The organism is Pseudomonas sp. PS01300 (genome assembly GCF_029960155.1).
In the GTDB taxonomy this organism is placed as follows: Bacteria; Pseudomonadota; Gammaproteobacteria; order Pseudomonadales; family Pseudomonadaceae; genus Aquipseudomonas; species Aquipseudomonas palmensis.
On record NZ_JASCPN010000001.1, the window covers coordinates 134,860 to 155,627 of the forward strand.

21 protein-coding genes are annotated in these 20,768 nt (G+C 63.4%); 10 read left to right on the plus strand and 11 right to left on the minus strand.

Annotated features, from left to right (window positions below):
* Positions 1 to 108 precede the first annotated feature (108 nt).
* Positions 109 to 2,751, plus strand: coding sequence for a bifunctional lysylphosphatidylglycerol flippase/synthetase MprF (gene mprF / locus QMX96_RS00670; protein WP_058541507.1), 2,643 nt, complete (start codon positions 109 to 111; stop codon positions 2,749 to 2,751).
* Positions 2,751 to 4,043 carry an AcvB/VirJ family lysyl-phosphatidylglycerol hydrolase gene (locus QMX96_RS00675; RefSeq protein WP_282360501.1) on the plus strand — a complete coding sequence of 431 codons (1,293 nt, stop codon included), beginning with the start codon at positions 2,751 to 2,753 and terminating at the stop codon, positions 4,041 to 4,043. The genes mprF and QMX96_RS00675 overlap by 1 nt, the downstream gene beginning before the upstream one ends.
* Before the next feature lie 74 nt (positions 4,044 to 4,117).
* On the opposite strand, the gene QMX96_RS00680 is transcribed toward QMX96_RS00675, so the two are convergent.
* Complete coding sequence (locus tag QMX96_RS00680; protein ID WP_058541506.1) at positions 4,118 to 6,016, minus strand: potassium transporter Kup; 1,899 nt, start codon at positions 6,014 to 6,016, stop codon at positions 4,118 to 4,120.
* 267 nt (positions 6,017 to 6,283) lie between these two features.
* Between QMX96_RS00680 and rimO the strand changes: the two genes are divergently transcribed.
* The 5 genes from rimO to tsaA all read left to right on the plus strand — a co-directional run bounded on the left by rimO (position 6,284) and on the right by tsaA (position 10,225).
* Positions 6,284 to 7,621 (plus strand): 30S ribosomal protein S12 methylthiotransferase RimO, encoded by a 1,338-nt coding sequence (rimO, locus tag QMX96_RS00685; protein WP_043864258.1) that lies wholly within the window; start codon positions 6,284 to 6,286, stop codon positions 7,619 to 7,621.
* A gap of 89 nt (positions 7,622 to 7,710) precedes the next feature.
* Positions 7,711 to 8,178, plus strand: coding sequence for an acetyltransferase (locus tag QMX96_RS00690; RefSeq protein WP_054914976.1), 468 nt, complete (start codon positions 7,711 to 7,713; stop codon positions 8,176 to 8,178).
* Between the two features lie 130 nt (positions 8,179 to 8,308).
* Positions 8,309 to 9,019, plus strand: coding sequence for an rRNA pseudouridine synthase (locus QMX96_RS00695; protein WP_088514533.1), 711 nt, complete (start codon positions 8,309 to 8,311; stop codon positions 9,017 to 9,019).
* Between the two features lie 41 nt (positions 9,020 to 9,060).
* Positions 9,061 to 9,522 (plus strand): DUF1456 family protein, encoded by a 462-nt coding sequence (locus QMX96_RS00700; protein WP_043864260.1) that lies wholly within the window; start codon positions 9,061 to 9,063, stop codon positions 9,520 to 9,522.
* A 7-nt stretch (positions 9,523 to 9,529) separates the two neighbouring features.
* The gene (gene tsaA, locus QMX96_RS00705) at positions 9,530 to 10,225 is read left to right on the plus strand and encodes a tRNA (N6-threonylcarbamoyladenosine(37)-N6)-methyltransferase TrmO (RefSeq protein WP_058541503.1); all 696 of its coding nucleotides are present in this window, start codon (positions 9,530 to 9,532) and stop codon (positions 10,223 to 10,225) included.
* Positions 10,226 to 10,336: 111 nt separating this feature from the next.
* Here the strand turns inward: tsaA and fpr are convergent, their stop codons facing one another.
* On the minus strand, positions 10,337 to 11,116 hold the full coding sequence (fpr, locus tag QMX96_RS00710; RefSeq protein WP_043864261.1) for a ferredoxin-NADP reductase: 780 nt from the start codon (positions 11,114 to 11,116) through the stop codon (positions 10,337 to 10,339).
* A 121-nt stretch (positions 11,117 to 11,237) separates the two neighbouring features.
* Here fpr and QMX96_RS00715 point away from each other — a divergent pair, with 121 nt between their 5' ends.
* On the plus strand, positions 11,238 to 12,164 hold the full coding sequence (locus QMX96_RS00715) for a LysR family transcriptional regulator (RefSeq protein ID WP_043864262.1): 927 nt from the start codon (positions 11,238 to 11,240) through the stop codon (positions 12,162 to 12,164).
* Here the strand turns inward: QMX96_RS00715 and QMX96_RS00720 are convergent.
* The 3 genes from QMX96_RS00720 to QMX96_RS00730 form a co-directional block, all read right to left on the minus strand.
* Positions 12,161 to 12,523 (minus strand): diacylglycerol kinase, encoded by a 363-nt coding sequence (locus QMX96_RS00720; protein WP_054914977.1) that lies wholly within the window; start codon positions 12,521 to 12,523, stop codon positions 12,161 to 12,163. The genes QMX96_RS00715 and QMX96_RS00720 overlap by 4 nt on opposite strands.
* A 77-nt stretch (positions 12,524 to 12,600) precedes the next feature.
* Positions 12,601 to 13,251 (minus strand): response regulator transcription factor ErdR, encoded by a 651-nt coding sequence (gene erdR, locus QMX96_RS00725; protein WP_043864264.1) that lies wholly within the window; start codon positions 13,249 to 13,251, stop codon positions 12,601 to 12,603.
* A gap of 264 nt (positions 13,252 to 13,515) precedes the next feature.
* Complete coding sequence (locus QMX96_RS00730; protein ID WP_043864265.1) at positions 13,516 to 14,226, minus strand: tRNA-uridine aminocarboxypropyltransferase; 711 nt, start codon at positions 14,224 to 14,226, stop codon at positions 13,516 to 13,518.
* A 246-nt stretch (positions 14,227 to 14,472) separates the two neighbouring features.
* On the opposite strand from QMX96_RS00730, the gene QMX96_RS00735 reads away from it, so the two are divergent.
* Positions 14,473 to 14,892 (plus strand): quorum-sensing-regulated virulence factor family protein, encoded by a 420-nt coding sequence (locus QMX96_RS00735; protein WP_043864266.1) that lies wholly within the window; start codon positions 14,473 to 14,475, stop codon positions 14,890 to 14,892.
* A gap of 345 nt (positions 14,893 to 15,237) precedes the next feature.
* A complete protein-coding gene (locus QMX96_RS00740) occupies positions 15,238 to 16,356 on the plus strand; it encodes an LOG family protein (protein ID WP_043864267.1) in 1,119 nt (372 codons plus the stop codon).
* Between the two features lie 53 nt (positions 16,357 to 16,409).
* Here the strand turns inward: QMX96_RS00740 and recX are convergent, their stop codons facing one another.
* From recX to QMX96_RS00770, 6 genes are all read right to left on the minus strand, one after another.
* A complete protein-coding gene (gene recX, locus QMX96_RS00745) occupies positions 16,410 to 16,877 on the minus strand; it encodes a recombination regulator RecX (protein ID WP_043864268.1) in 468 nt (155 codons plus the stop codon).
* 14 nt (positions 16,878 to 16,891) lie between these two features.
* Positions 16,892 to 17,971: a recombinase RecA gene (gene recA / locus QMX96_RS00750; RefSeq protein ID WP_282360523.1), complete on the minus strand. Its 1,080-nt coding sequence runs from the start codon at positions 17,969 to 17,971 to the stop codon at positions 16,892 to 16,894.
* Between the two features lie 106 nt (positions 17,972 to 18,077).
* Positions 18,078 to 18,560 (minus strand): nicotinamide-nucleotide amidohydrolase family protein, encoded by a 483-nt coding sequence (locus tag QMX96_RS00755; RefSeq protein ID WP_054914980.1) that lies wholly within the window; start codon positions 18,558 to 18,560, stop codon positions 18,078 to 18,080.
* A 59-nt stretch (positions 18,561 to 18,619) separates the two neighbouring features.
* Positions 18,620 to 19,114 (minus strand): lysis system i-spanin subunit Rz, encoded by a 495-nt coding sequence (locus tag QMX96_RS00760; RefSeq protein ID WP_282360529.1) that lies wholly within the window; start codon positions 19,112 to 19,114, stop codon positions 18,620 to 18,622.
* Positions 19,111 to 19,662 carry a glycoside hydrolase family 19 protein gene (locus QMX96_RS00765; RefSeq protein ID WP_104572115.1) on the minus strand — a complete coding sequence of 184 codons (552 nt, stop codon included), beginning with the start codon at positions 19,660 to 19,662 and terminating at the stop codon, positions 19,111 to 19,113. Before QMX96_RS00765 ends, QMX96_RS00760 begins: the two co-directional genes overlap by 4 nt.
* A 26-nt stretch (positions 19,663 to 19,688) precedes the next feature.
* Complete coding sequence (locus QMX96_RS00770; RefSeq protein ID WP_275730966.1) at positions 19,689 to 20,732, minus strand: contractile injection system protein, VgrG/Pvc8 family; 1,044 nt, start codon at positions 20,730 to 20,732, stop codon at positions 19,689 to 19,691.
* Positions 20,733 to 20,768 lie beyond the last annotated feature (36 nt).

Genomic DNA, 20,768 nt, shown 5'->3' on the forward strand with positions numbered 1-20,768 from the left:
GCGCGGATCGGCATGATCGCGAGTAAGATTCAGACATTATTTTTCCATAGGGATTGGTAACTTGGTCGGATACATCGTCCAGTCGCGCGCAATCCAAAAAGGTGATTGATGCGCCCACAAACGCCCGAAGCAGAAACCCCCGTTAGCGCCGCCCAGCCCATCGCCCCGCATCGCCTGCGCTGGCTGGAACTGCTCAGCCGGTATCGTCAGCCGATCGGCCTGGCGGTCACCCTGCTACTGTTCGGCATCGCCCTGATTGCCTGTCGCCATCTGCTCAGCGAGCTGGATATCTATGCCCTGCACGACTCGCTGCTGAGTGTGCCCAAGCCCGCCCTGGCCGGTGCACTGCTGGCCACGGTCGCAGGCTTTGTCATCCTGCTGGGCTATGAATGGTCAGCCAGCCGTTATGCCGGGGTCCGGCTGCCTTCAGCCACCCTGGCCATGGGCGGCTTCTGTGCATTCGCCATCGGCAACGCGATCGGGTTGTCGCTGCTGTCCGGCGGCTCGGTGCGTTACCGGTTGTACGCCCGCCACGGCATAGGCGGTGCCGAAGTGGCCCGCATGACGCTGTTTGCCAGCCTGTCGCTGGGCTGCGCGCTGCCGCCGCTGGCAGCGCTGGCCACCCTGAGCAACCTGCCCGCCGCGGCCATGGCGCTGCGCACGCCGGCCCCGGTACTGGCCGCCATCGCCGTCGCGGTACTGGGCCTGAGCATGGCCCTGGCCTACGGGCTGTACCGGCGTCGACTGCCGGAACAGCCGCTGGCCGACAACCTGCTGGTACGCATACGCCGACGCACACTGCGCCTGCCGGGCGCGCGCCTGACCTTGCTGCAGCTGCTGATCACCGCACTGGACGTGGCCGCCGCCGCCACGGTGCTGTACCTGCTGCTGCCCGAGGCTCCGCCCTTCGGCGCGTTCCTGCTGGTGTACCTGCTGGCCCTGGCTGCCGGTGTGCTCAGCCATGTGCCCGGCGGGGTCGGGGTCTTCGAGGCCATCCTGCTGGCCGCCTTCGCCGACCAGCTGGGGGCTGCGCCACTTGCCGCTGCGCTGCTGCTGTACCGCCTGATCTATGTCGTGCTGCCGCTGCTGGTGGCCTGCGTGGTCCTGCTGGCCAGCGAAGCCAAGCGCTTTCTGTTCGCGCGCCAGGCCATGAAGGTGGCCTCCGGGCTTGCCGCACCGGTACTGGCGATTCTGGTGTTCCTGTCGGGCGTGGTGCTGTTGTTCTCCGGGGCCACGCCTGAAATCGACACGCGCCTGGAGCACCTGGGTTTCCTGGTTCCGCACCGCTTGATCGATGCCTCGCACTTCGGCGCCAGCCTGATCGGCGTGCTGTGCCTGCTGCTGGCCCAGGGCCTGCGGCGGCGCCTGTCGGCAGCCTGGATACTCACCACCGTGCTGCTGCTGGTCGGCGCCCTGCTGTCGCTGCTCAAGGGCTTCGACTGGGAAGAGGCCAGCCTGCTGACGCTTACCGCCTGCCTGCTGGCAGTGTTCCGCGGTTCGTTCTACCGGCCCAGTCGACTGCTCGAGCTGCCCTTCTCGCCGGTCTACGTGGTGGCCAGTGCCTGTGTGATCGGCGCGTCGGTGTGGCTGCTGCTGTTCGCCTACCAGGACGTGCCCTACAGCCACCAGCTGTGGTGGCAGTTCACCCTGGACGCCGATGCCCCGCGCGGGCTGCGCTCATTGCTCGGTAGCGCGGTACTGCTGGTGATCGTTGCACTGACCTGGCTGCTGCGTACCGCACGCCCGACCATCCACCTGCCTACAGGTGACGAGCTGCAACGGGCCAACCGCATCCTGCAGAGCTCCGACCAGCCCGATGGCGGCCTGGCGCTGACCGGCGACAAGGCGTTGCTGTTCCACCCTCAGGATGACGCCTTCCTGATGTACGCCCGCCGCGGGCGCAGCCTGGTGGCGCTGTACGACCCGATCGGCCCGGCCCAGCGCCGCGCCGAGATGATCTGGCAGTTTCGCGACCTGTGCGATATCCACCACGCTCGACCGGTGTTCTACCAGGTGCGTGCCGAGAACCTGCCCTTCTATATGGACATCGGCCTGACCGCGATCAAGCTGGGCGAAGAGGCCCGCGTGGACCTGCTGCGCTTCGACCTCGACGCCAAGGGCAAGGAGATGAAAGACCTGCGCTATACCTGGAACCGCGGCGGGCGCGACGGCCTGAGCCTGGAGATCCACGAGCCCGGGCAAGCCCCGCTCGAGGAACTGAAGGTGATTTCCGATGCATGGCTCGAAGGCAAGAACGTGCGCGAAAAAGGCTTTTCGCTGGGCCGCTTCAGCGCAGAGTACCTGCAGCACTTCCGCATCGCGCTGATTCGCTTCCAGGGCCAGCCGGTGGCCTTTGCCAACCTGCTGGAAACCCACAGCCGCGAGCTGGCCAGCCTGGACCTGATGCGCGCGCACCCGCAAGCACCAAAGCTGACCATGGAGTTTCTGATGATCGGCCTGATTCAACACTACAAGACGCATGGATATGCGCGCTTCAGCCTCGGCATGGTGCCGTTGTCCGGGCTGCAGCCGCGTCGCGGCGCACCTCTGACCCAGCGCCTGGGCTCGATGGTGTTCCAGCGCGGCGAGCAACTGTACAACTTCCAGGGCCTGCGCCGCTTCAAAGACAAGTTCCAGCCTGACTGGGAACCCCGTTACATGGCCGTACCCGCCGGGCTCGATCCCCTGGTGGCCCTGGCCGATACCGCCGCCCTGATTGCAGGCGGCCTGACCGGATTGGTGAAACGCTGATGATTCGACGCTACTGGCTTCATGTACTGGCCGCCCTGGTGCTGGCCCTGCTCGCGGCGGCCCTGGGCTTCTGGCTGTGGGCGCGCCCTGCCCCGCAACCGCACCTTGAACATTTGACCCTGGCCGATGGCAGCAGCCTGGTGCGGGTTACCCCAAGCACGCGAGGCAAGGACCTGGTGGCCGTGGCCGTGCCGCAGGACCAGGCCCTGAGCGACAAGCAACTGATCGACCTGAGCCAGAGTGCCCGCGCCCAGCTGGTACAGGTGATCCTGCCGCCGAGCGACTGCAACCTGCAGCAGCAGGCGCTGCAGCAGACCTTGCAACAGTTGCAGGGCACGCCGACGCTGGTTGCCGGCATCGGACCGGGAGCCGGGCTGGCCTGGAGCTGGCTGGCCGGGCAGACCAACGACAAGGCCCAGGCCATCTCCGTGGGGTTCAGCATCGAGCAGCCCGGCTGCAGCGCCGCGCTGCCCAAGTCGGCCGCCCATGGTCACTGGAACGTGGCCTGGAACGACAACCCGGATGACGCCAGCGCCGCCTTCGTGCGCGACCAGGCCAATGCACAGACCAGCATCAGCGATTACGACATCCACCTGCCCCAGGTGCTCAAGGCCCAGCTGACCCAGGCCCTGCTGGGCGTGGATGGCAATGCATTGAGCATTCCGGTGGTGGAGGTACCGGCCGGCCAGACCACCGACACCGTGACGCTGTTCCTGTCCGGCGATGGCGGCTGGCGCGACCTTGACCGCGACGTGGCGGGCGAGATGGCCAAGCTGGGCTACCCGGTGGTGGGCATCGATACCCTGCGCTACTACTGGCAGCACAAGACACCGGAGCAGAGCGCAGTCGACCTGTCCGAGCTGATGCAGCACTACCGCCAGAAGTGGGGCACCAAACGCTTCGTACTGACCGGCTATTCATTCGGTGCCGACGTGCTGCCGGCGATCTACAACCGCTTGCCACCCGAAGACCAGAAGCGCATCGATGCGGTGATTCTGCTGGCGTTTGCGCGCAGTGGCAGTTTCGAGATCGAGGTCGAGGGCTGGCTGGGCAATGCCGGCAAAGAGGCGCCAACCGGGCCTGAGATGGCCAGGATGCCGCCGAGCAAGGTGCTGTGCATCTATGGTGAAGAAGAAGCCGATGAAAGCGGCTGCACCGACCATACCGCCGTGGGTGAGCGCGTGAAGCTGCCCGGCGGGCACCACTTCGACGAAAACTACCCGGCCCTGGCCAAACGCCTGATCAGCGAGATCGAAACGCGCCAGGGAAAGTCCAGCGTCGCTGAACAGTAGAAGCCTCGCCGGCAAGGCCGGCTCCTGCAACGGATCGCATCCTGCAGGAGCCGCCTTGGCGGCGAAAGGCCCCGCTAGATCTCCACCTGCGTACCCAGCTCGATCACCCGGTTCAATGGCAGGTTGAAGAACCTCAGGTTGCCGTTGGCATTCTTCAGCAGGAAGGCAAACAGCACCCCACGCCAGCGCGACATGCCCACCAGCTTGGATGCGATCACCGTCTCGCGGCTGAGGAAGTAGGTGGTGCGCATGGGGCTGAAATCCAGCTCGTCCAGGTGACACAGCTTCAACGCCGCCGGCACGTCCGGCTCGTCCATGAAGCCGAAATGCAGGATCACCCGGTAGAACCCCTCGCCATACCCCTCCACCTCGAAACGCCGCTGTGGCGGTACCCGCGGTGAATCCTCGTTGACCACGGTGAGCAACACCACCTGGCGGTGCAGCACCTGGTTGTGCAGCATGTTGTGCAGCAGCGCATGGGGCACCGCGTCCGAACGCGCGGTCAGAAACACCGCCGTACCTTCCACACGGTGCGGCGGCTGCACGCGGATGCTGGCGATGAACACCGGCAATGGCAACGCGCCCTCATCCAGGCGCTCCACCAGGATCTGCTTGCCGCGCTTCCAGGTGGTCATCAGGATGAACAGCGCAATCCCTGCCAGCACCGGAAATGCCCCACCCTGCAGCACCTTGGGCACGTTGGCGGCAAAGAACAGCCCGTCGACGAACAGAAAGCCCAGCAGTACCGGTACCGCCAGCAGCGGTGGCCACTTCCACAGCAGCAACATCACCGCCGACACCAGGATGGTGGTGATCAGCATGGTCCCGGTTACCGCAACGCCATAGGCCGACGCCAGCGCGCCGGAGGACTCGAAGCCCAGCACCAGCAGGATCACCCCGACCATCAGCGACCAGTTGACCGCCCCGATGTAGATCTGCCCCTGCTCGTCGCTGGAGGTGTGCTGGATCTGCATGCGCGGCACATAACCAAGCTGGATGGCCTGGCGGGTGAGGGAGAAGGCCCCGGAAATCACCGCCTGGGAAGCGATCACGGTGGCCAGGGTGGCCAGCCCGACCAGCGGCACCAGCGCCCAGCCGGGGGCCAGCAGGTAGAACGGGTTGCGTGCCGCTTCGGGGTTCTCCAGCAGCAATGCGCCCTGACCGAAATAGTTGAGCACCAGCGCCGGCAGCACCAGCGCGAACCAGGCCCGCGCGATCGGTTTGCGGCCAAAATGCCCCATGTCGGCGTACAAGGCCTCGGCCCCGGTCAGCGCCAGCACCACGGCGCCCAGAATCGCCACGCCCATGCCGGGGTGGACGATGAAGAAGCGCACGGCCCAGATCGGGTTGAGCGCCTGCAGCACTTCGGGGCGCTGGATGATGCCGTGCACGCCCAGGGCCGCCAGCACCACGAACCAGGCCACCATCACCGGCCCGAACAGAATGCCGATGCGCGCGGTACCGTGCTTCTGGATCAGAAACAGCGCCACCAGCACGACCAGCGCCACCGGTATCACCCAGTGATCGATGCCATCGAACGCCAGTTGCATGCCTTCGACCGCCGACAGCACCGAAATCGCCGGGGTGATCATGCTGTCGCCATAGAACAGCGCCGCACCGAACAAGCCGAACACCACCAGCAGCGCACGCAACCTGGGATAAGGTGCAGCCGCTCGTCGGGCCAGCGCGGTCAGGGCCATGATGCCACCCTCCCCCTGGTTGTCCGCGCGCAGGATGAACAGCACGTACTTGATCGACACCACCCAGATCAGCGACCACAGGATCAACGCCAGGATGCCCAGCACACCATCATGGTTGACCGGCACCCCGTAGCCGCCGGAGAAGACTTCCTTGAGGGTATACAAGGGGCTGGTACCGATATCGCCGTATACCACCCCGACTGCCGCCACCAGCAGGCTCAGCGGCTTTGCCGCCGTATGCCCGGCATTGGCCTGACTGCTTGCCTGAACCATCAACCACTCCCGCAACCAAGACCCAGAGGCCGGCGAAATTCGCGCCAGGCGCTATCATTTTTGCAACCCGTCGCAGCGTGCCGAACGCAGCGCTGAACGACGCGGGAGCGATGGCGCGAAGCATAGCGCAGCGTTCGTCGCATTTCTGCTAGTCAAGCGCGTTGTGCCTCGCTAGAATTGCGCACTTTTTGATCAGAGGCGCCCCAAAGCGCCCGTCAGGGCTGCCACCTTCGCGTGCCAAGCAGCCCCTCTACACCGAGGTTAACCATGTCCACCACCGCCACGCCCACCACGCCAAAGGTCGGCTTCGTTTCCCTGGGTTGCCCCAAAGCCCTGGTCGATTCCGAGCGCATCCTGACCCAGCTGCGCATGGAAGGCTATGAAGTCGTGCCCACCTACGAGGATGCCGACGTGGTGGTGGTCAACACCTGTGGCTTCATCGACTCGGCCAAGGCCGAATCGCTGGAAGTGATCGGCGAGGCCATCAAGGAAAACGGCAAGGTCATCGTTACCGGCTGCATGGGTGTCGACGCCAACAACATTCGCGACGTGCACCCCAGCGTGTTGTCGGTGTCCGGGCCGCAGCAGTACGAGCAGGTGGTCAACGCCGTGCACGAAGTGGTGCCACCACGTCAGGACCACAATCCGCTGATCGATCTGGTGCCGCCCCAGGGTGTCAAGCTGACCCCGCGTCACTACGCCTACCTGAAGATTTCCGAAGGCTGCAACCACACCTGCAGCTTCTGCATCATTCCGTCGATGCGTGGCAAGCTGGTCAGCCGCCCGGTGGGCGAGGTGCTGAGCGAGGCCGAGCGCCTGGTCAAGGCCGGCGTCAAGGAGCTGCTGGTGATCTCCCAGGACACCAGCGCCTACGGCGTCGACGTCAAGTACAAGACCGACTTCTGGAACGGCCGGCCGGTCAAGACGCGCATGCTCGAGCTGTGCGAAGCGCTCGGCAGCCTGGGCGTGTGGGTGCGCCTGCACTATGTGTACCCGTACCCGAACGTCGATGACGTGATCCCGCTGATGGCCGCCGGCAAGCTGCTGCCGTACCTGGACATCCCGTTCCAGCACGCCAGCCCCAAGGTGCTCAAGTCGATGAAGCGCCCTGCCTTCGAAGACAAGACCCTGGCACGCATCAAGAAATGGCGCGAACAGTGCCCGGAGCTGATCATCCGCTCCACCTTCATCGTCGGCTTCCCCGGCGAGACCGAGGAAGACTTCCAGTACCTGCTCGACTGGCTCACCGAAGCCCAGCTCGACCGCGTCGGCTGCTTCCAGTACTCGCCCGTCGAAGGCGCACCGGCCAACGACCTGGACCTGCCCGTGGTTCCTGATGACGTCAAGCAGGACCGCTGGGATCGCTTCATGGCCCACCAGCAGGCCATCAGCAGCGCACGCCTGCAACTGCGCATCGGCAAGCGCATCGAAGTGCTGATCGACGAAGTGGAGGAGCAGGGCTCGGTGGGCCGCAGCTTCTTCGACGCCCCGGAGATCGACGGCAATGTGTTCATCGACGGCGACCACGGCTTCAAGCCGGGGGACAAGGTCTGGTGCGTCGTCACCGATGCCGACGAATACGACCTGTGGGCCGAGCCTGTCTGACGCTTTGCGACCTGGAAAAGCCCTGCCATCATGGCGGGGCTTTTTATTGGACTATCGTGTCCAGTACGGACACCCCAGGAGACCCTGCGATGCGCGCGCATTCCACCGTGCAAACCCCTAGCCCCCACGACTACCCTCGCCTGCTGCAGGTATGGGAAGCCTCGGTACGTGCCACCCACGATTTTCTCCCCGAAAGCTACATCGTGCTGCTGCGTGAACTGGTGCCCAAGTACCTGGATGCAGTGATGCTGATCTGCTGCAAGGACAGCCAGCAACGCATCACCGGCTTTGCCGGTGTAGCGGCCGGGCGTGTCGAAATGCTGTTCGTCGACCCGCAGTATCGCGGTCAGGGCATCGGCAAGCAGTTGCTGCGGCATGCCATCAATGAGCTGAACGCCGATGAGCTCGACGTCAACGAGCAGAATCCCCAGGCCATCGGCTTCTATGCCAGCCAAGGCTTCGAAGTCATCGGGCGCTCGGAAAAGGACGGCATGGGCAAACCCTACCCCCTGCTTCACCTCAGGCTAGGTCGTACACAGTCTGCGAGCACGGGCTGAAGGACGCTGTAAGGCCGATCCGAAAATCATCCCCTCACGGCATTAATAGCCGCCCGGCACGAATGTAGCCGGGCCTTCGCTCGCCCGGGCGGTTACAATGGGCGCCTTTCCCTGTGCCACGGCCGCCGTCATGTCTGAACCCATTCGTCTTTCCAAACGCCTTATCGAACTGGTCGGCTGCTCCCGACGGGAGGCCGAACTCTATATCGAAGGCGGTTGGGTGACCGTTGACGGCAACGTCGTCGACGAGCCACAGCTCAAGGTCGACGGCCAGGTCGTCGCCCTGCTGCCGGGCGCCAAGGCCGAAGCCCTGGAACCGGTAACCCTGCTGCTGCACCAGGCCGCCGACCAGGACAGCGAAAGCGCTCGCCTGAGCATGACCCCGGCCACCTTGTCCGAGGCCCACGCCGAAGGGCATCGCCCGCTCAAGGGCCACTTTGCCCGGCTGACCTGCGTCGCCGAGCTGCAACAGGGCGCCAGCGGCCTGCAGGTGTACAGCCAGGACTGGCGTGCCGTGCGCAAGGTCACCTCGGACCTGGCCAAGCTGGAGCAGGAGTATGTGGTCGAGGTCAGCGGCGAGATGGTCGCCCATGGTCTCGAACGCCTTAACCGCGGTTTCACCTGGAAGGGCCAGGAACTGCCCCGCATCAAGGCCAGCTGGCAGAACGAGACGCGCCTGCGCATGGTGCTGAAAAACCCGACGCCGGGGCTGATCGAACTGCTGTGCCGCAGTGTCGGTGTCAGCGTGGTCAGCATGCGCCGTATCCGCCTGGGCGGCGTGGCCATGAGCAAGCTGCCGCTGGGCCAGTGGCGCTACCTGTCCAGCAAAGAAAAATTCTAGGCCTCGCCACTCGGGCGTTGCCACTTGATCAGGATTGTCCAATGATTCACAACGATGTGCTGCGCAGCCTGCGCTACATGCTGGATATCAGCGATGCCAAACTGGCAGAGATCACCCGCATCAACGGTTTTGACGTCAGCGATGCCGACATTGCCAGCTACCTGAAAAAAGACGAGGAAGAAGGCTTCGTGCGCTGCCCGGACGAGGTCATCGCGCATTTTCTCGATGGCCTGGTGGTGTTCAAGCGTGGTCGCGACGAGAGCCGCCCGCCTCTGCCGGTCGAACTGCCGGTCACCAACAACATCATCCTGAAAAAACTGCGGGTGGCCTTCGAGCTCAAGGAAGACGACCTGCATGCCATTCTCAAGGCGGCGGATTTTTCGGTGTCCAAGCCTGAACTCAGCGCCCTGTTCCGCAAGGTCGGCAACAGCAACTACCGCCCCTGTGGCGACCAGTTGCTGCGCAACTTCCTCAAGGGCCTGACCCTGCGAGTGCGTGGCTGATTCGATCATGGCCTACAGTGTCGAGCCAGTCGGCTACGTGCGCTCCTGCTTCAAGGAGAAGTTCGCCATCCCGCGCCAACCGCAGCTGGCTCCGGCTGCGCGCGGGGTGCTGGAGCTGGTATCGCCTTTCGATCAGGGGGAAGCGGTTGCCGGGCTAGAGCAGGTCAGCCACGTGTGGCTGCTGTTCCTGTTTCATCAGGCCCTGGAAGAGAAGCCGCGCCTGAAGGTGCGCCCGCCGCGCCTGGGCGGCAACACGTCGATGGGCGTGTTCGCCACCCGCGCCACCCACCGGCCAAACGGCATCGGGCAGTCGGTGGTGAAGCTGGAGGGCGTCGAGGCCGGGCGACTGCTGCTGTCGGGCATCGACCTGCTGGACGGCACGCCGGTCATCGATATCAAGCCCTATGTACCCTATGCCGACAGCGTAGCCGGGGCGGTCAATCACATGGCCAGCGCCCCGCCTGCGCCGATCACGGTGCAATGGAGCGACTCGGCACTGCAGCAGGCCCATGCGCATGCGCTGCGTCTCGCAGAGCCGTTGGTGGAGCTGATAGAACAATGCCTGGCACAGGATCCACGCCCGGCTTATCAGGTGCCCCCGGTCGAGCGCGTGTACGGGGTCAGGTTCTGGGATGTGCAGGTACGCTGGCACTACCCTCAGCTGGATACGATCCGGGTGCTGGAGGTGGTGCGCGAGGCGTAGGGCCGGCGCCCGCAAGGTCGCAGGAACGCCGCGCCGGCGAATGCCGCACCACAAATCCAGGGCAAAAAAAAACGCAGACCACGGTCTGCGTTTTTTATTGGTACTGCCTGCTTACTTCTCGACGAACGCACGCTCGATCAGATAGTCACCTGGCTCGCGCATGCGCGCGGAGACTTTCAGGCCGAAGCTGTTCAGGACTTCGCTGGTTTCATCCAGCATGCTCGGGCTACCGCAGATCATCGCACGATCGTCCTGCGGGTTGATCGGCGGCAGGCCGATGTCGCTGAACAGTTTGCCGCTGCGCATCAGGTCAGTCAGGCGACCCTGATTCTCGAACGGCTCGCGGGTGACGGTGGGGTAGTAGATCAGTTTTTCACGCAGCGCCTCACCGAAGAACTCGTTCTGCGGCAGGTGCTCGGTGATGAACTCGCGATAGGCCACTTCGTTGACGTAGCGCACACCGTGGACCAGGATCACTTTCTCGAAGCGCTCGTAGGTTTCCGGGTCCTGGATGACGCTCATGAACGGTGCCAGGCCAGTGCCGGTGCTCAGCAGGTACAGGTGCTTGCCCGGGTTCAGGTCATCCAGCACCAGGGTGCCGGTAGGCTTCTTGCTGATGATGATCTCGTCGCCTTCCTTCAGGTGCTGCAACTGCGAGGTCAGCGGGCCGTCCGGCACCTTGATGCTGAAGAACTCCAGATGCTCTTCCCAGTTAGGGCTGGCGATCGAATAGGCGCGCATGAGCGGGCGGCCGTTAGGCTGTTGCAGGCCGATCATCACGAACTGACCGTTCTCGAAGCGCAGGCCCGGGTCGCGGGTGCACTTGAAGCTGAACAGGGTGTCGTTCCAGTGATGAACACTGAGGACACGTTCGTGGTTCATGTTGCTCATGTACGGGGGCTCCTGAAAAATAACGCAGCGCTGACCGTGAGCGCGATTGCGCGATAGTTTAGTGCGAGCGACAATATCTGTTAAATGAATTATCAAGATATGTCTTATCGGTTATATAGATATGCGATTTACACTGCGTCAACTTCAGGTCTTCGTGGCCGTCGCGCAACACCAGAGCGTCTCCCGTGCGGCCGGGATACTGGCGCTGTCGCAGTCGGCTGCGAGCACCTCCATCACCGAGCTTGAACGGCAATCCAGCTGTCAGCTGTTCGATCGTGCCGGCAAGCGCCTGAGCCTCAATGCACTGGGGCACCAGTTGCTGCCCCAGGCCGTGGCCCTGCTCGACCAGGCCAAGGAAATCGAGGATCTGCTCAACGGCAAGTCCGGCTTCGGCTCTCTGGCAGTGGGCGCCACACTGACCATCGGCAACTACCTGGCCACCTTGCTGATCGGCAGCTTCATGCAGGTTCACCCGGAAAGCCAGGTCAAGCTGCATGTACAGAACACCGCCCATATCGTGCATCAGGTCGCGCACTATGAAATTGATCTGGGTCTTATAGAAGGCGATTGCAACCACCCCGACCTGGAGGTTCAGCCCTGGGTCGAGGACGAACTGGTGGTGTTCTGCGCGCCGCAGCACCCCTTGGCACTCAAGGGTCGTGCCAGCCTTGAGGAACTGACCCATGAAGCCTGGATTCTGCGCGAGCAGGGTTCAGGCACGCGCCTGACCTTTGACCAGGCGATGCGCCACCATCGCTCGACACTCAACATCCGCCTGGAGCTGGAACATACCGAAGCGATCAAGCGCGCGGTGGAATCAGGGCTCGGGATCGGCTGCATTTCACGTCTGGCGCTGCGCGATGCGTTTCGTCGCGGCAGCCTGGTGGCGGTGGAAACCCCCGACCTGGACCTGGCGCGGCAGTTCTACTTCATCTGGCACAAGCAGAAGTACCAGACCTCGGCGATGCGCGAGTTTCTGGAGTTGTGCCGCAACTTTACTGCCGGGGTACGACGCAGCGACGAAATCGTGCTGCCGCACATTGCCTAGAGCAGAATCACCGCCCACACCACCGCCACGATGCTCAACGCCACGAACTGGGCAGCACTGCCCATGTCCTTGGCGTTCTTGGACAACGGGTGGCGGTCCAGGGAAATACGATCGATCGCGGCTTCCACGGCAGAGTTGAGCAGCTCGACGATCAGCCCCAGCAGGCACACCGCGATCAGGATCGCGCGCTCGGCACGGCTTACATCCAGCCAGAAGGCGACCGGGATCAGCACCACGTTGAGCAGCACCAACTGACGAAACGCCGCTTCGCCGGTAAAGGCGGCGCGCAGGCCGTCGAACGAATAGCCGGCGGCGTTGAACACTCGTTTAAGGCCGGTCTGGCCCTTGAAAGGCGACATAGAAAGCCACTTGAACCCAATGAGGAGCGATGCAGGCTAGTGCACGCCGAGTCAAAAAAGCGTGAAGGCCAGTGGCCTTAACTCGTTGAAACCGATTCCAATTGTTGCAGCAACAACGCGGCCTGGGTGCGCGTACGCACGCCCAGCTTGCGGAAGATCGCGGTGACGTGGGCCTTGATGGTGGCCTCCGACACACTCAGCTCATAGGCAATCTGCTTGTTCAGCAGGCCTTCGCACACCATGGTCAACACGCGGAATTGCTGTGGGGTAAGGCTGGCCAGGCCCTCGCTGGCGGCCTTGGCTTCAGCGGACACATCGATCTTCTCGAAGGCTTGCGGCGGCCACCAGACATCGCCATCGAGCACTTTCTTGACCGCATCCTGAATCTGCTCCAGCGGGCTGGATTTTGGGATAAAGCCACTGGCACCGAATTCTCGGGACTTTACCACCACGGCCGCCTCTTCCTGGGCCGAGACCATCACCACCGGGATTTGCGGATACTGACCGCGCAGCAGCACCAGACCCGAGAAACCATAGGCACCGGGCATGTTCAGGTCCAGCAGCACCAGGTCCCAGTCGTTTTTCTCGGCCAGGCGGGTTTCCAGTTCGGCGATGCTTGCCACCTCAACCAGTCGAACGTCCGGACCAAGGCCCAGGGTAACGGCCTGGCGCAGCGCACTGCGAAACAGCGGGTGGTCATCGGCAATCAGGATTTCGTATGTGGCCATCGATCTAATGATCCTGTTCTGTGCAGGCGCAGCCAGCGTGGGGGCGCCTGGCGGGGCAGCTCAAGGGCATCGGGCGGCAGTGCCGGAAGCCAAAAAGGCACGTCGGGGCCAGGAAAACAGCATTCAAGCCTTCGTCGTGCCCGAATCGGCGCCAAGGATGCCCAGCCCGGACCGGGTGGTCAAGTTCAAAGCCCGGTGGTTGTCTCGTAGCCCATGGCGCCAGTGCACACATTATGAAGCAAAGTGGCGTACTTGCCCCTTGAACTATAGGAAGGGCCGCAGTTTTTGGTGCACGGCATCGTCTTCATCCAGCACAAGCCTGTTCTTGGCACCCAGATAATGGGTGCTGAATACGTCCAGATAGGCATCCAGTGCCTGCGAGGCCTGCTGGTCATCGGCCAGCTCCAGACACATGGCTGCCACTTCAGCGGTACAGAAATGGTCGTCGCGCCGCGAGCGGCGCAATGTGTAGCGCGAGATCTGTTCAGGCTGCAGGTTGAGCACCGGGAACCGTTCCAGGTACGGGCTTTTGCGAAACATCTTGCGGGCTTCGGGCCACGTGGCATCCAGCAGAATGAACAGCGGGCGCTTGCCCGACGCTGGGGCGACGCTGCTGACCACTCGCTCCGGCGCCACGAATTCACCCGGGAAAACGATGTAGGGCTGCCACTGTGGATCATCGAGCAACGCTTGCAACTGTGCATCCACCGCCTTGCGTTCCCAGGCAAACGCCGTGGTGTCACCGATCACGTCGGCAATCAGCCAGCCCGTGTTCGTAGGCTTGAGTGGTTCGGTGTCATGCATGAGCAGGCAAATGCCCGAGTGCGCCTGCACCCGCGGGCGCCAGGCACACAGACAGTATTCGGGGATTACCCGGCAGCCGGGACAGCGTGGCGCACGCGAGCCGCGCGCGACGAAGGGTTTGACACTGCGCGCCAGGCGCTCGGCGCGCAGGCGCGAGACGGCATGGCTCATGACAGGGCGCAACGGTGGCAATGGGGATGGCAATAAAGGCAGGGCACGACGCAGGCTCAGCGAGACTAAAACCCCGGCAGTTTACCAGAGCCCGCCTCCACTGGCCGTATTTGCCGTGCAGCGTTGCGCGCTACTCCCTTATAATCTCCAGCCTGTACAGACCTGCCAGTACTGCCATCGCGCCTGTGACGGAACACTGCGCGCAATGACCGGTCAAATCGCCAGTTATCGAACCAGGAGAGATTCATGCTGCGTTTCATTGCCCCATCCTTGAGCCTGTTGCTTGCCCTGCCGTTGGGCGCGCATGCCGTCTCCAAGCAAGAGTACGCCCTGAACCAGAAGCTTCAAGAAGTCGCCAAGGAAAGCAGCGTGGGTACCCCTCGGGCAATCAACGAAGACATCCTCGATCAGGGCTACACTGTCGAAGGCAACCAGTTGATCAACCACCTCAGCGTTCGCGCCGGCCATGCACAAAAAATGCAGCAAAACCCGGAAGTCATGCGCGGCCAACTGGGAGACAGCGTGTGCCGTAACACCGGCTTTCGCCAGTTGATGGACCGCGGTGCCGTGCTGACCTACCGTTTCACCGAGTACAAGACCAACCGCCCGGTGATCGACCAGTCGTTCAACAAGGCCAGTTGCGTTTCCGGGCAGAAGAAGAAGTAACCAGCGTTCTCTGTTGCGCCGCTGCTCGCCATCGGCGCGCAGCTCAGCGATCAAGGCCTGAATGTGACGCGCACTCTACGCACGGTCACTACAGGCCTTGTCACTTCAGGCCCCGGTTGTTGGCCTGTACTGCGCAGTTCGGGCCCGGCTTGTCCGCCCGGCTCCCACCTGAACATCATGTACAGCCCATTGCCTGCCGCGTCCTCGCGAGCCCATGATCGACACCGGCATAACCCTGCGACAAGGTCTAGATTTATAGCCAGGACCTTTCACTTTGCGGACAAGCAGAGGGGCCTGACCGATGTGCGGCCAGGCCGAAGGTTTTGCTGCAAAAGGAGAAGTTGAATGCCGTACCAGACCAACGAATTGCTAGCCAACCATTTCAAGAACAATGCAATCGACCTGACCCACCTCGAACAACAGCTCAACCTGGTCGCCCCCAACAGCCCCAACCTGCCACTGTATCGGGACATGATGCTGACCGTGTTGCGCATGGCGCACGATGACAGCGACCGCTGGAGCGCCAAGATCACCCTGCAGGCACTGCGTGAACTCGACCACGCCTTCCGTGTGCTGCACCAGTACAAGGGGCGACGCAAGGTCACCGTGTTCGGCTCGGCACGCACCCCGGTCGAACACCCCATGTATGCCCTGGCCCGCGAGCTGGGTGCGACCCTGGCGCGCTCGGACCTGATGGTGATCACTGGTGCCGGGGGCGGCATCATGGCTGCGGCTCACGAAGGCGCAGGCGTGGACAACTGCCTGGGCTTCAACATCACCCTGCCCTTCGAGCAGCACGCCAATGCCACGGTGGATGGAACGGACAAGTTGCTGCCGTTCCACTTCTTTTTCATTCGCAAGCTGTTCTTCGTCAAGGAAGCTGACGCGCTGGTACTGTGTCCGGGCGGTTTCGGCACCCTGGACGAGGCCCTGGAAGTGCTGACACTGATCCAGACCGGCAAGAGTCCGCTGGTGCCGGTGGTACTGCTCGACTCACCGGGGGGGACCTTCTGGCAGGATGCACTGGACTTCATTACCCGCCAGCTCGAAGGCAATCGCTACATCCTGCCGAACGACCTGAAGCTGGTGCGCCTGGTGAACAACGCCGACGATGCGGTAGCGGAAATCAACCAGTTCTACAGCAACTACCACTCCAGCCGCTGGCTGAAGAACCAGTTCGTGATTCGCACACACCACCCGCTCAGCGAAGCGGCCCTGCTCGACATCCAGCAGTCCTTCGCCGACCTGCGCCTGAGTGGCGACTTCCATCAGCACGCCTATGCAGGCGAGGAGCATGACGAGGCACAGTTCAGCCACTTGTCACGCCTGGCTTTTGCCTTCAATGGACGCGATCAGGGCCGCCTGCGCGAGCTGGTGGACTTCATCAACCGCTCGGAAAACTGGGCAAAGCCTCAGCACAATGAAGCCCCGCAACGGGCACGTGAACCCCTCAAGGTCACCTGAACAGCCACACCGTGAACATGCCTGGCCTACCCCTTTTCGGGGTCGGCCATCGCTCAATCGTCCAGGCTGCGACCACTCAGCACACGACCGACCATCTCCATGGAAAAACCACGGTAGACCAGAAAACGGGTTTGCTGTGCGCGACTGCGCGGATCGGAGGGCAGTTGCCCGGAAAACTTGCGTTGCCATACATCGATCAGCAGGCTTTGCCAGTCGATGCCGCACTCACGCAAGGCCTGTTCGATATCACTACGCTGCAAACCGCGCTGACTGAGCTCTTCACGGATACGCGCAGGGCCATAGCCCGAACGGGAGCGGTAACTGATGAAACTTTCGAGATAGCGCGCTTCGCTGAGCAGACCCTCTTCCGTCAGACGGTCGAGTTCCTGGTCGATCAATTCGAGCTCAGCGCCGCGCTGACGCAACTTGCGCGTCAGCTCGACACGACCATGCTCGCGTCGCGCGAGCAGGTCCATAGCTGTCCGCCTTACGGCGACGGGGGTATCGAGTACGACGGACATGGTCTATCTGCAAATCAGAAGTTGGCGTCGGCGTCAGCGTCGACCAGATCATCTTCAGGTTCTGCAGCAGCCGTTTTACCAGCAGCCGCAGCTGCAGCTTCAACACCACCGGTCAGCAGCTTGTCACGGATCTGCTTCTCGAGGGTCGCGGCGATTTCCGGGTTCTCTGCCAGGAACTTGGCGGAGTTGGCTTTACCCTGACCGATCTTGCTGCCCTGGTAGCTGTACCAGGCACCGGCTTTTTCGAGGAAGCCGTGCAGCACGCCCAGGTCGATGATCTCACCGTTGCGGTAGATGCCCTTGCCATACAGAATCTGGAACTCGGCCTGGCGGAACGGCGGCGCCACCTTGTTCTTGACGATTTTGACGCGGGTTTCGCTGCCGACCACTTCGTCGCCTTCCTTCACCGCGCCGGTACGGCGGATGTCCAGACGTACCGAAGCGTAGAACTTCAGCGCGTTACCACCTGTGGTGGTTTCCGGGCTGCCGAACATCACGCCGATTTTCATGCGGATCTGGTTGATGAAGATCACCAGGCAGTTGGCGTTCTTGATGTTGCCGGTAATCTTGCGCAGTGCCTGGGACATCAGGCGAGCCTGCAGGCCCACGTGCATGTCGCCCATTTCGCCTTCGATCTCGGCCTTGGGTACCAGGGCCGCCACGGAGTCGACGATGATCACGTCGACAGCGTTGGAGCGCACCAGCATGTCGGTGATTTCCAGGGCCTGCTCACCGGTGTCCGGCTGCGAGACCAGCAGGTCGTCGACATTGACGCCCAGCTTGCCGGCGTACTCGGGGTCGAGGGCGTGCTCGGCGTCGACGAATGCGCAGGTGGCGCCGGCTTTTTGTGCCTGGGCGATCACCGACAGGGTCAGCGTGGTCTTACCCGACGACTCAGGACCGTAGATTTCGACGATACGGCCCTTTGGCAGGCCGCCGATGCCCAGAGCAATGTCCAGACCCAGCGAGCCGGTCGAGATTGCCGGAATCGCCTGGCGATCGTGATCGCCCATGCGCATGACCGCGCCTTTACCGAATTGACGTTCGATCTGACCCAGGGCCGCAGCCAAGGCACGCTTCTTGTTGTCGTCCATTGAAGTCCTCACGTAATCATCGATAGGGCCTGACGGCCACAACACCTGTATAAGTAGCCAGTATTATTCCACAGGGTTTTCTTTCCGCCTACCCCCGATTTGCGATTTACTCTGCGCCAAGCTGTAACAAGCCCTCTAGGGCGGCGATTACCGTTTGTCGGCGCACCGCATCGCGGTCGCCATCGAAGTGCCGGCGCTCGCTGGCCACATGCGCACCGTCGCCCCAGGCCAGCCATACAGTGCCCACCGGTTTGGCCGGCGAGCCGCCATCGGGCCCTGCCACACCGCTGACCGCCACGGCAAAGCGTGCCCCGCTGGCAGCCTGGGCGCCGCGCACCATGGCTTCGACCACTTCCTGGCTGACCGCACCGACCTGCGGGAACAGTGCCTGGTCTACCCCCAGCTGGCGAGTCTTCTGGGCGTTGGAGTAGGTCACGTAGCCCGCTTCGAACCAGGCCGAACTGCCAGGAATACGTGTGATGGCCTCGGCGATACCACCGCCGGTGCAGGACTCGGCCGTGGTGACTTGGGCATTGTAACGGCGCAGGTGTTCCCCCAGCCGGGCAGAAAGTGCGGTGATCGGGTCCATGGCGGGCTCCTTGAAGGTCTGGCGCCTACCCTACACCAGCTATCGGCGTGGCTGAACACTCAAGGTGTGAGCGCGCGTATGTAACCCTGGCAGGCGCGCAGGGCGATCAGTCCGGCGTCACCGGCATCGGTGATGGCGATAATTCGTCGAGCATGCGCCGGGTCAAGTCGGGCGCGTGGGGCGCCATGATCCAGGCCGCCGGCGCCGGGGGCGGCAGGCAGGTCGGGAGTGGCGTCGCGGTCGAGAAGGACCGACAACCGCAGATCAGCAGTAGCCAGCCGATCACGCAAGCGTGCCTGAGCCTGTTGTGCATCGAGAAGCTCCTGATAATGGGTATTGTCGTTCAAGTCCAGCTGGCGCTCCAGCACATGGCGTTGCTGGCGTTCGCCCTGCAGCTCGGCGGCAGCACGCTCGGCCAGTTGCTGGCGTTCGAATGCCCAGGCCTGTTGCTGCTGCGCCAGCTGGCGGCCCAGGCGCCAGCCCTGGACCTGCCAGGTCAATGCGCAGGCCAGCAGCACCAGGCTCAGCAGCACGCCAGCGTGCAAGCGGTTCAACACAGCACCTCGCGGGCGCGGGCCCAGAGTTTGAGGCGATCCTCCAGGCCATTGAGGCCACCGTTGATATGCCGCGTGATGCGGTTGAACTCACCGCGGTCGGCCAGCGCGTTAAGCCCGCGCGAGTGCCAGAACCAGGCAGCCGACTCGGCGGCCCAACGCGGTTGCTCGAGCAACTGCGGCAACTCCAGCAGACGCTCGTCGCCAAACAGCGCCATGCTGCAGGCGCGGTAGTTGTTGCGCCCTGTAACCTGGATCAGCCCCCTGCCGCAGTACCGCTGACCGTCGCCGTCCGCCTCCGGCGTGTTGCCCAGGCGCAGGGCCAGGGCGCCGGTGTCGTAACGGGACAGGTAGCGATCGCTGCCCAGCTCCTTCACGTAACGCAGGTGGCCCGACTCGTGGCCGATCTGCGCGAGGAAGGCGGCAATGCGTCGGGGGTTGTCGATTTCCCAACGGGCCATGGCGGTGTTCAGGGCGGGTGCAAAAATGCCGGCATTGGCGCCGGCACCGGGAAGAATCTGCATCAAGTTCTGCTGAGTGATGACCATCATCATTCTCCAAAATGCATAGGGGTTCAGGCCTGTCCGGCCTTGAGCGAACGACCGGCATTACCCTGCCCGCCCTTGGCCCTGGCCTTGCCTTGCTTGCCGCCATTGCACTCGACCGTGGTGCTCCACCCGGACGCGCTGAACACCTGCTCGATCGACTCGATCAGGTACTCGCCATCGAGGCCGGGCTTGAAGCCCTGGGCATCGAGGGTGCGTTCGACGAACAGGTCGGTGCGGCCCGGCATTTCCAGGCGCAGGCTGGCGGTGCTGCGGTTGAGCGCCGCCAGGCGGGCCTTGGCGGCCTGCTCGGCAGCGCTACGGTTGGGGTACAGGTGGCGGTCGGTGTGCACAGGCGACAGGCCGTCGGGCGCGTCGTCGTTGGGCAGGTCGACCACGCTCTGCTGGCCGGTCTTGCTGTCCAGATGACGCGTTTGCACGGCCTTGTGGGTGCCTTTGTCGGTCATGCGAAACTGCCAGCTGCGCACATCGCCACGGCTGATCATGACGTTGCCAAGGGCCTTGCCGCTGGCGCTCTTGCCGGCCTGGCGCGGCATCACCAGCAGCGCGCCGTTCGCTACCTTGGCGGTGCAGTCGAACAGGCGCCCCAGGCGGGTGATGAAGTTGAAGTCCGACTCGTTGAACTGGTCGATGCGCGGTATGCGCAGCGTCACCGGGCACGCTGGCTGCCAGCCATTGCGCGCGGCGATGTCGCGCACGATCTGCTGCAGGGTGACGTTCTCCCAGCTGCCGCTGCGGGTGGTCTTGCCGCTGCCGCGCATGTCGCTGGCCTTGCCTCGGATCACGATGCTGTCGGGCGGCCCGGACAGCTCCACCTCATCCACGGCGTAGCGCCCCAGGCGGGTCAATGCCTGGCCGGCGTAGCCCAGATGCACCTCGATGAAGGCACCGCGTGCCGGCAATGCCACCTCGCCGTCGCGATCGTCGATACGCAATTCGAACTCGTCCGAGTCCATGCCCGGCTTGTCGGTGGTACGCAGCGACAGCAGGCGATCATTGATCAGCGCGGTGATGTCCTTGCCATCGGCCACGATGCGAAACACAGGTTGCATGGTTGCTGCTCCAGAAGGGCCTGCCCGCGCACGCAG

Bases quoted from the DNA above. Each gene is read 5' to 3' on its own strand.
- erdR (WP_043864264.1), bottom strand. From the start codon at position 13,251: ATGGCCACATACGAAATCCTGATTGCCGATGACCACCCGCTGTTTCGC.
- recA (WP_282360523.1), bottom strand. From the start codon at position 17,971: ATGGACGACAACAAGAAGCGTGCCTTGGCTGCGGCCCTGGGTCAGATC.
- tsaA (WP_058541503.1), top strand. From the start codon at position 9,530: ATGGCCTACAGTGTCGAGCCAGTCGGCTACGTGCGCTCCTGCTTCAAG.
- QMX96_RS00695 (WP_088514533.1), top strand. From the start codon at position 8,309: ATGTCTGAACCCATTCGTCTTTCCAAACGCCTTATCGAACTGGTCGGC.
- recX (WP_043864268.1), bottom strand. From the start codon at position 16,877: ATGTCCGTCGTACTCGATACCCCCGTCGCCGTAAGGCGGACAGCTATG.
- QMX96_RS00735 (WP_043864266.1), top strand. From the start codon at position 14,473: ATGCTGCGTTTCATTGCCCCATCCTTGAGCCTGTTGCTTGCCCTGCCG.
- QMX96_RS00720 (WP_054914977.1), bottom strand. From the start codon at position 12,523: ATGTCGCCTTTCAAGGGCCAGACCGGCCTTAAACGAGTGTTCAACGCC.
- QMX96_RS00675 (WP_282360501.1), top strand. From the start codon at position 2,751: ATGATTCGACGCTACTGGCTTCATGTACTGGCCGCCCTGGTGCTGGCC.
- QMX96_RS00755 (WP_054914980.1), bottom strand. From the start codon at position 18,560: ATGGACCCGATCACCGCACTTTCTGCCCGGCTGGGGGAACACCTGCGC.
- QMX96_RS00680 (WP_058541506.1), bottom strand. From the start codon at position 6,016: ATGGTTCAGGCAAGCAGTCAGGCCAATGCCGGGCATACGGCGGCAAAG.
- rimO (WP_043864258.1), top strand. From the start codon at position 6,284: ATGTCCACCACCGCCACGCCCACCACGCCAAAGGTCGGCTTCGTTTCC.
- QMX96_RS00770 (WP_275730966.1), bottom strand. From the start codon at position 20,732: ATGCAACCTGTGTTTCGCATCGTGGCCGATGGCAAGGACATCACCGCG.
- fpr (WP_043864261.1), bottom strand. From the start codon at position 11,116: ATGAGCAACATGAACCACGAACGTGTCCTCAGTGTTCATCACTGGAAC.
- QMX96_RS00740 (WP_043864267.1), top strand. From the start codon at position 15,238: ATGCCGTACCAGACCAACGAATTGCTAGCCAACCATTTCAAGAACAAT.
- QMX96_RS00700 (WP_043864260.1), top strand. From the start codon at position 9,061: ATGATTCACAACGATGTGCTGCGCAGCCTGCGCTACATGCTGGATATC.
- QMX96_RS00715 (WP_043864262.1), top strand. From the start codon at position 11,238: ATGCGATTTACACTGCGTCAACTTCAGGTCTTCGTGGCCGTCGCGCAA.
- mprF (WP_058541507.1), top strand. From the start codon at position 109: ATGCGCCCACAAACGCCCGAAGCAGAAACCCCCGTTAGCGCCGCCCAG.
- QMX96_RS00690 (WP_054914976.1), top strand. From the start codon at position 7,711: ATGCGCGCGCATTCCACCGTGCAAACCCCTAGCCCCCACGACTACCCT.
- QMX96_RS00730 (WP_043864265.1), bottom strand. From the start codon at position 14,226: ATGAGCCATGCCGTCTCGCGCCTGCGCGCCGAGCGCCTGGCGCGCAGT.
- QMX96_RS00765 (WP_104572115.1), bottom strand. From the start codon at position 19,662: ATGGTCATCACTCAGCAGAACTTGATGCAGATTCTTCCCGGTGCCGGC.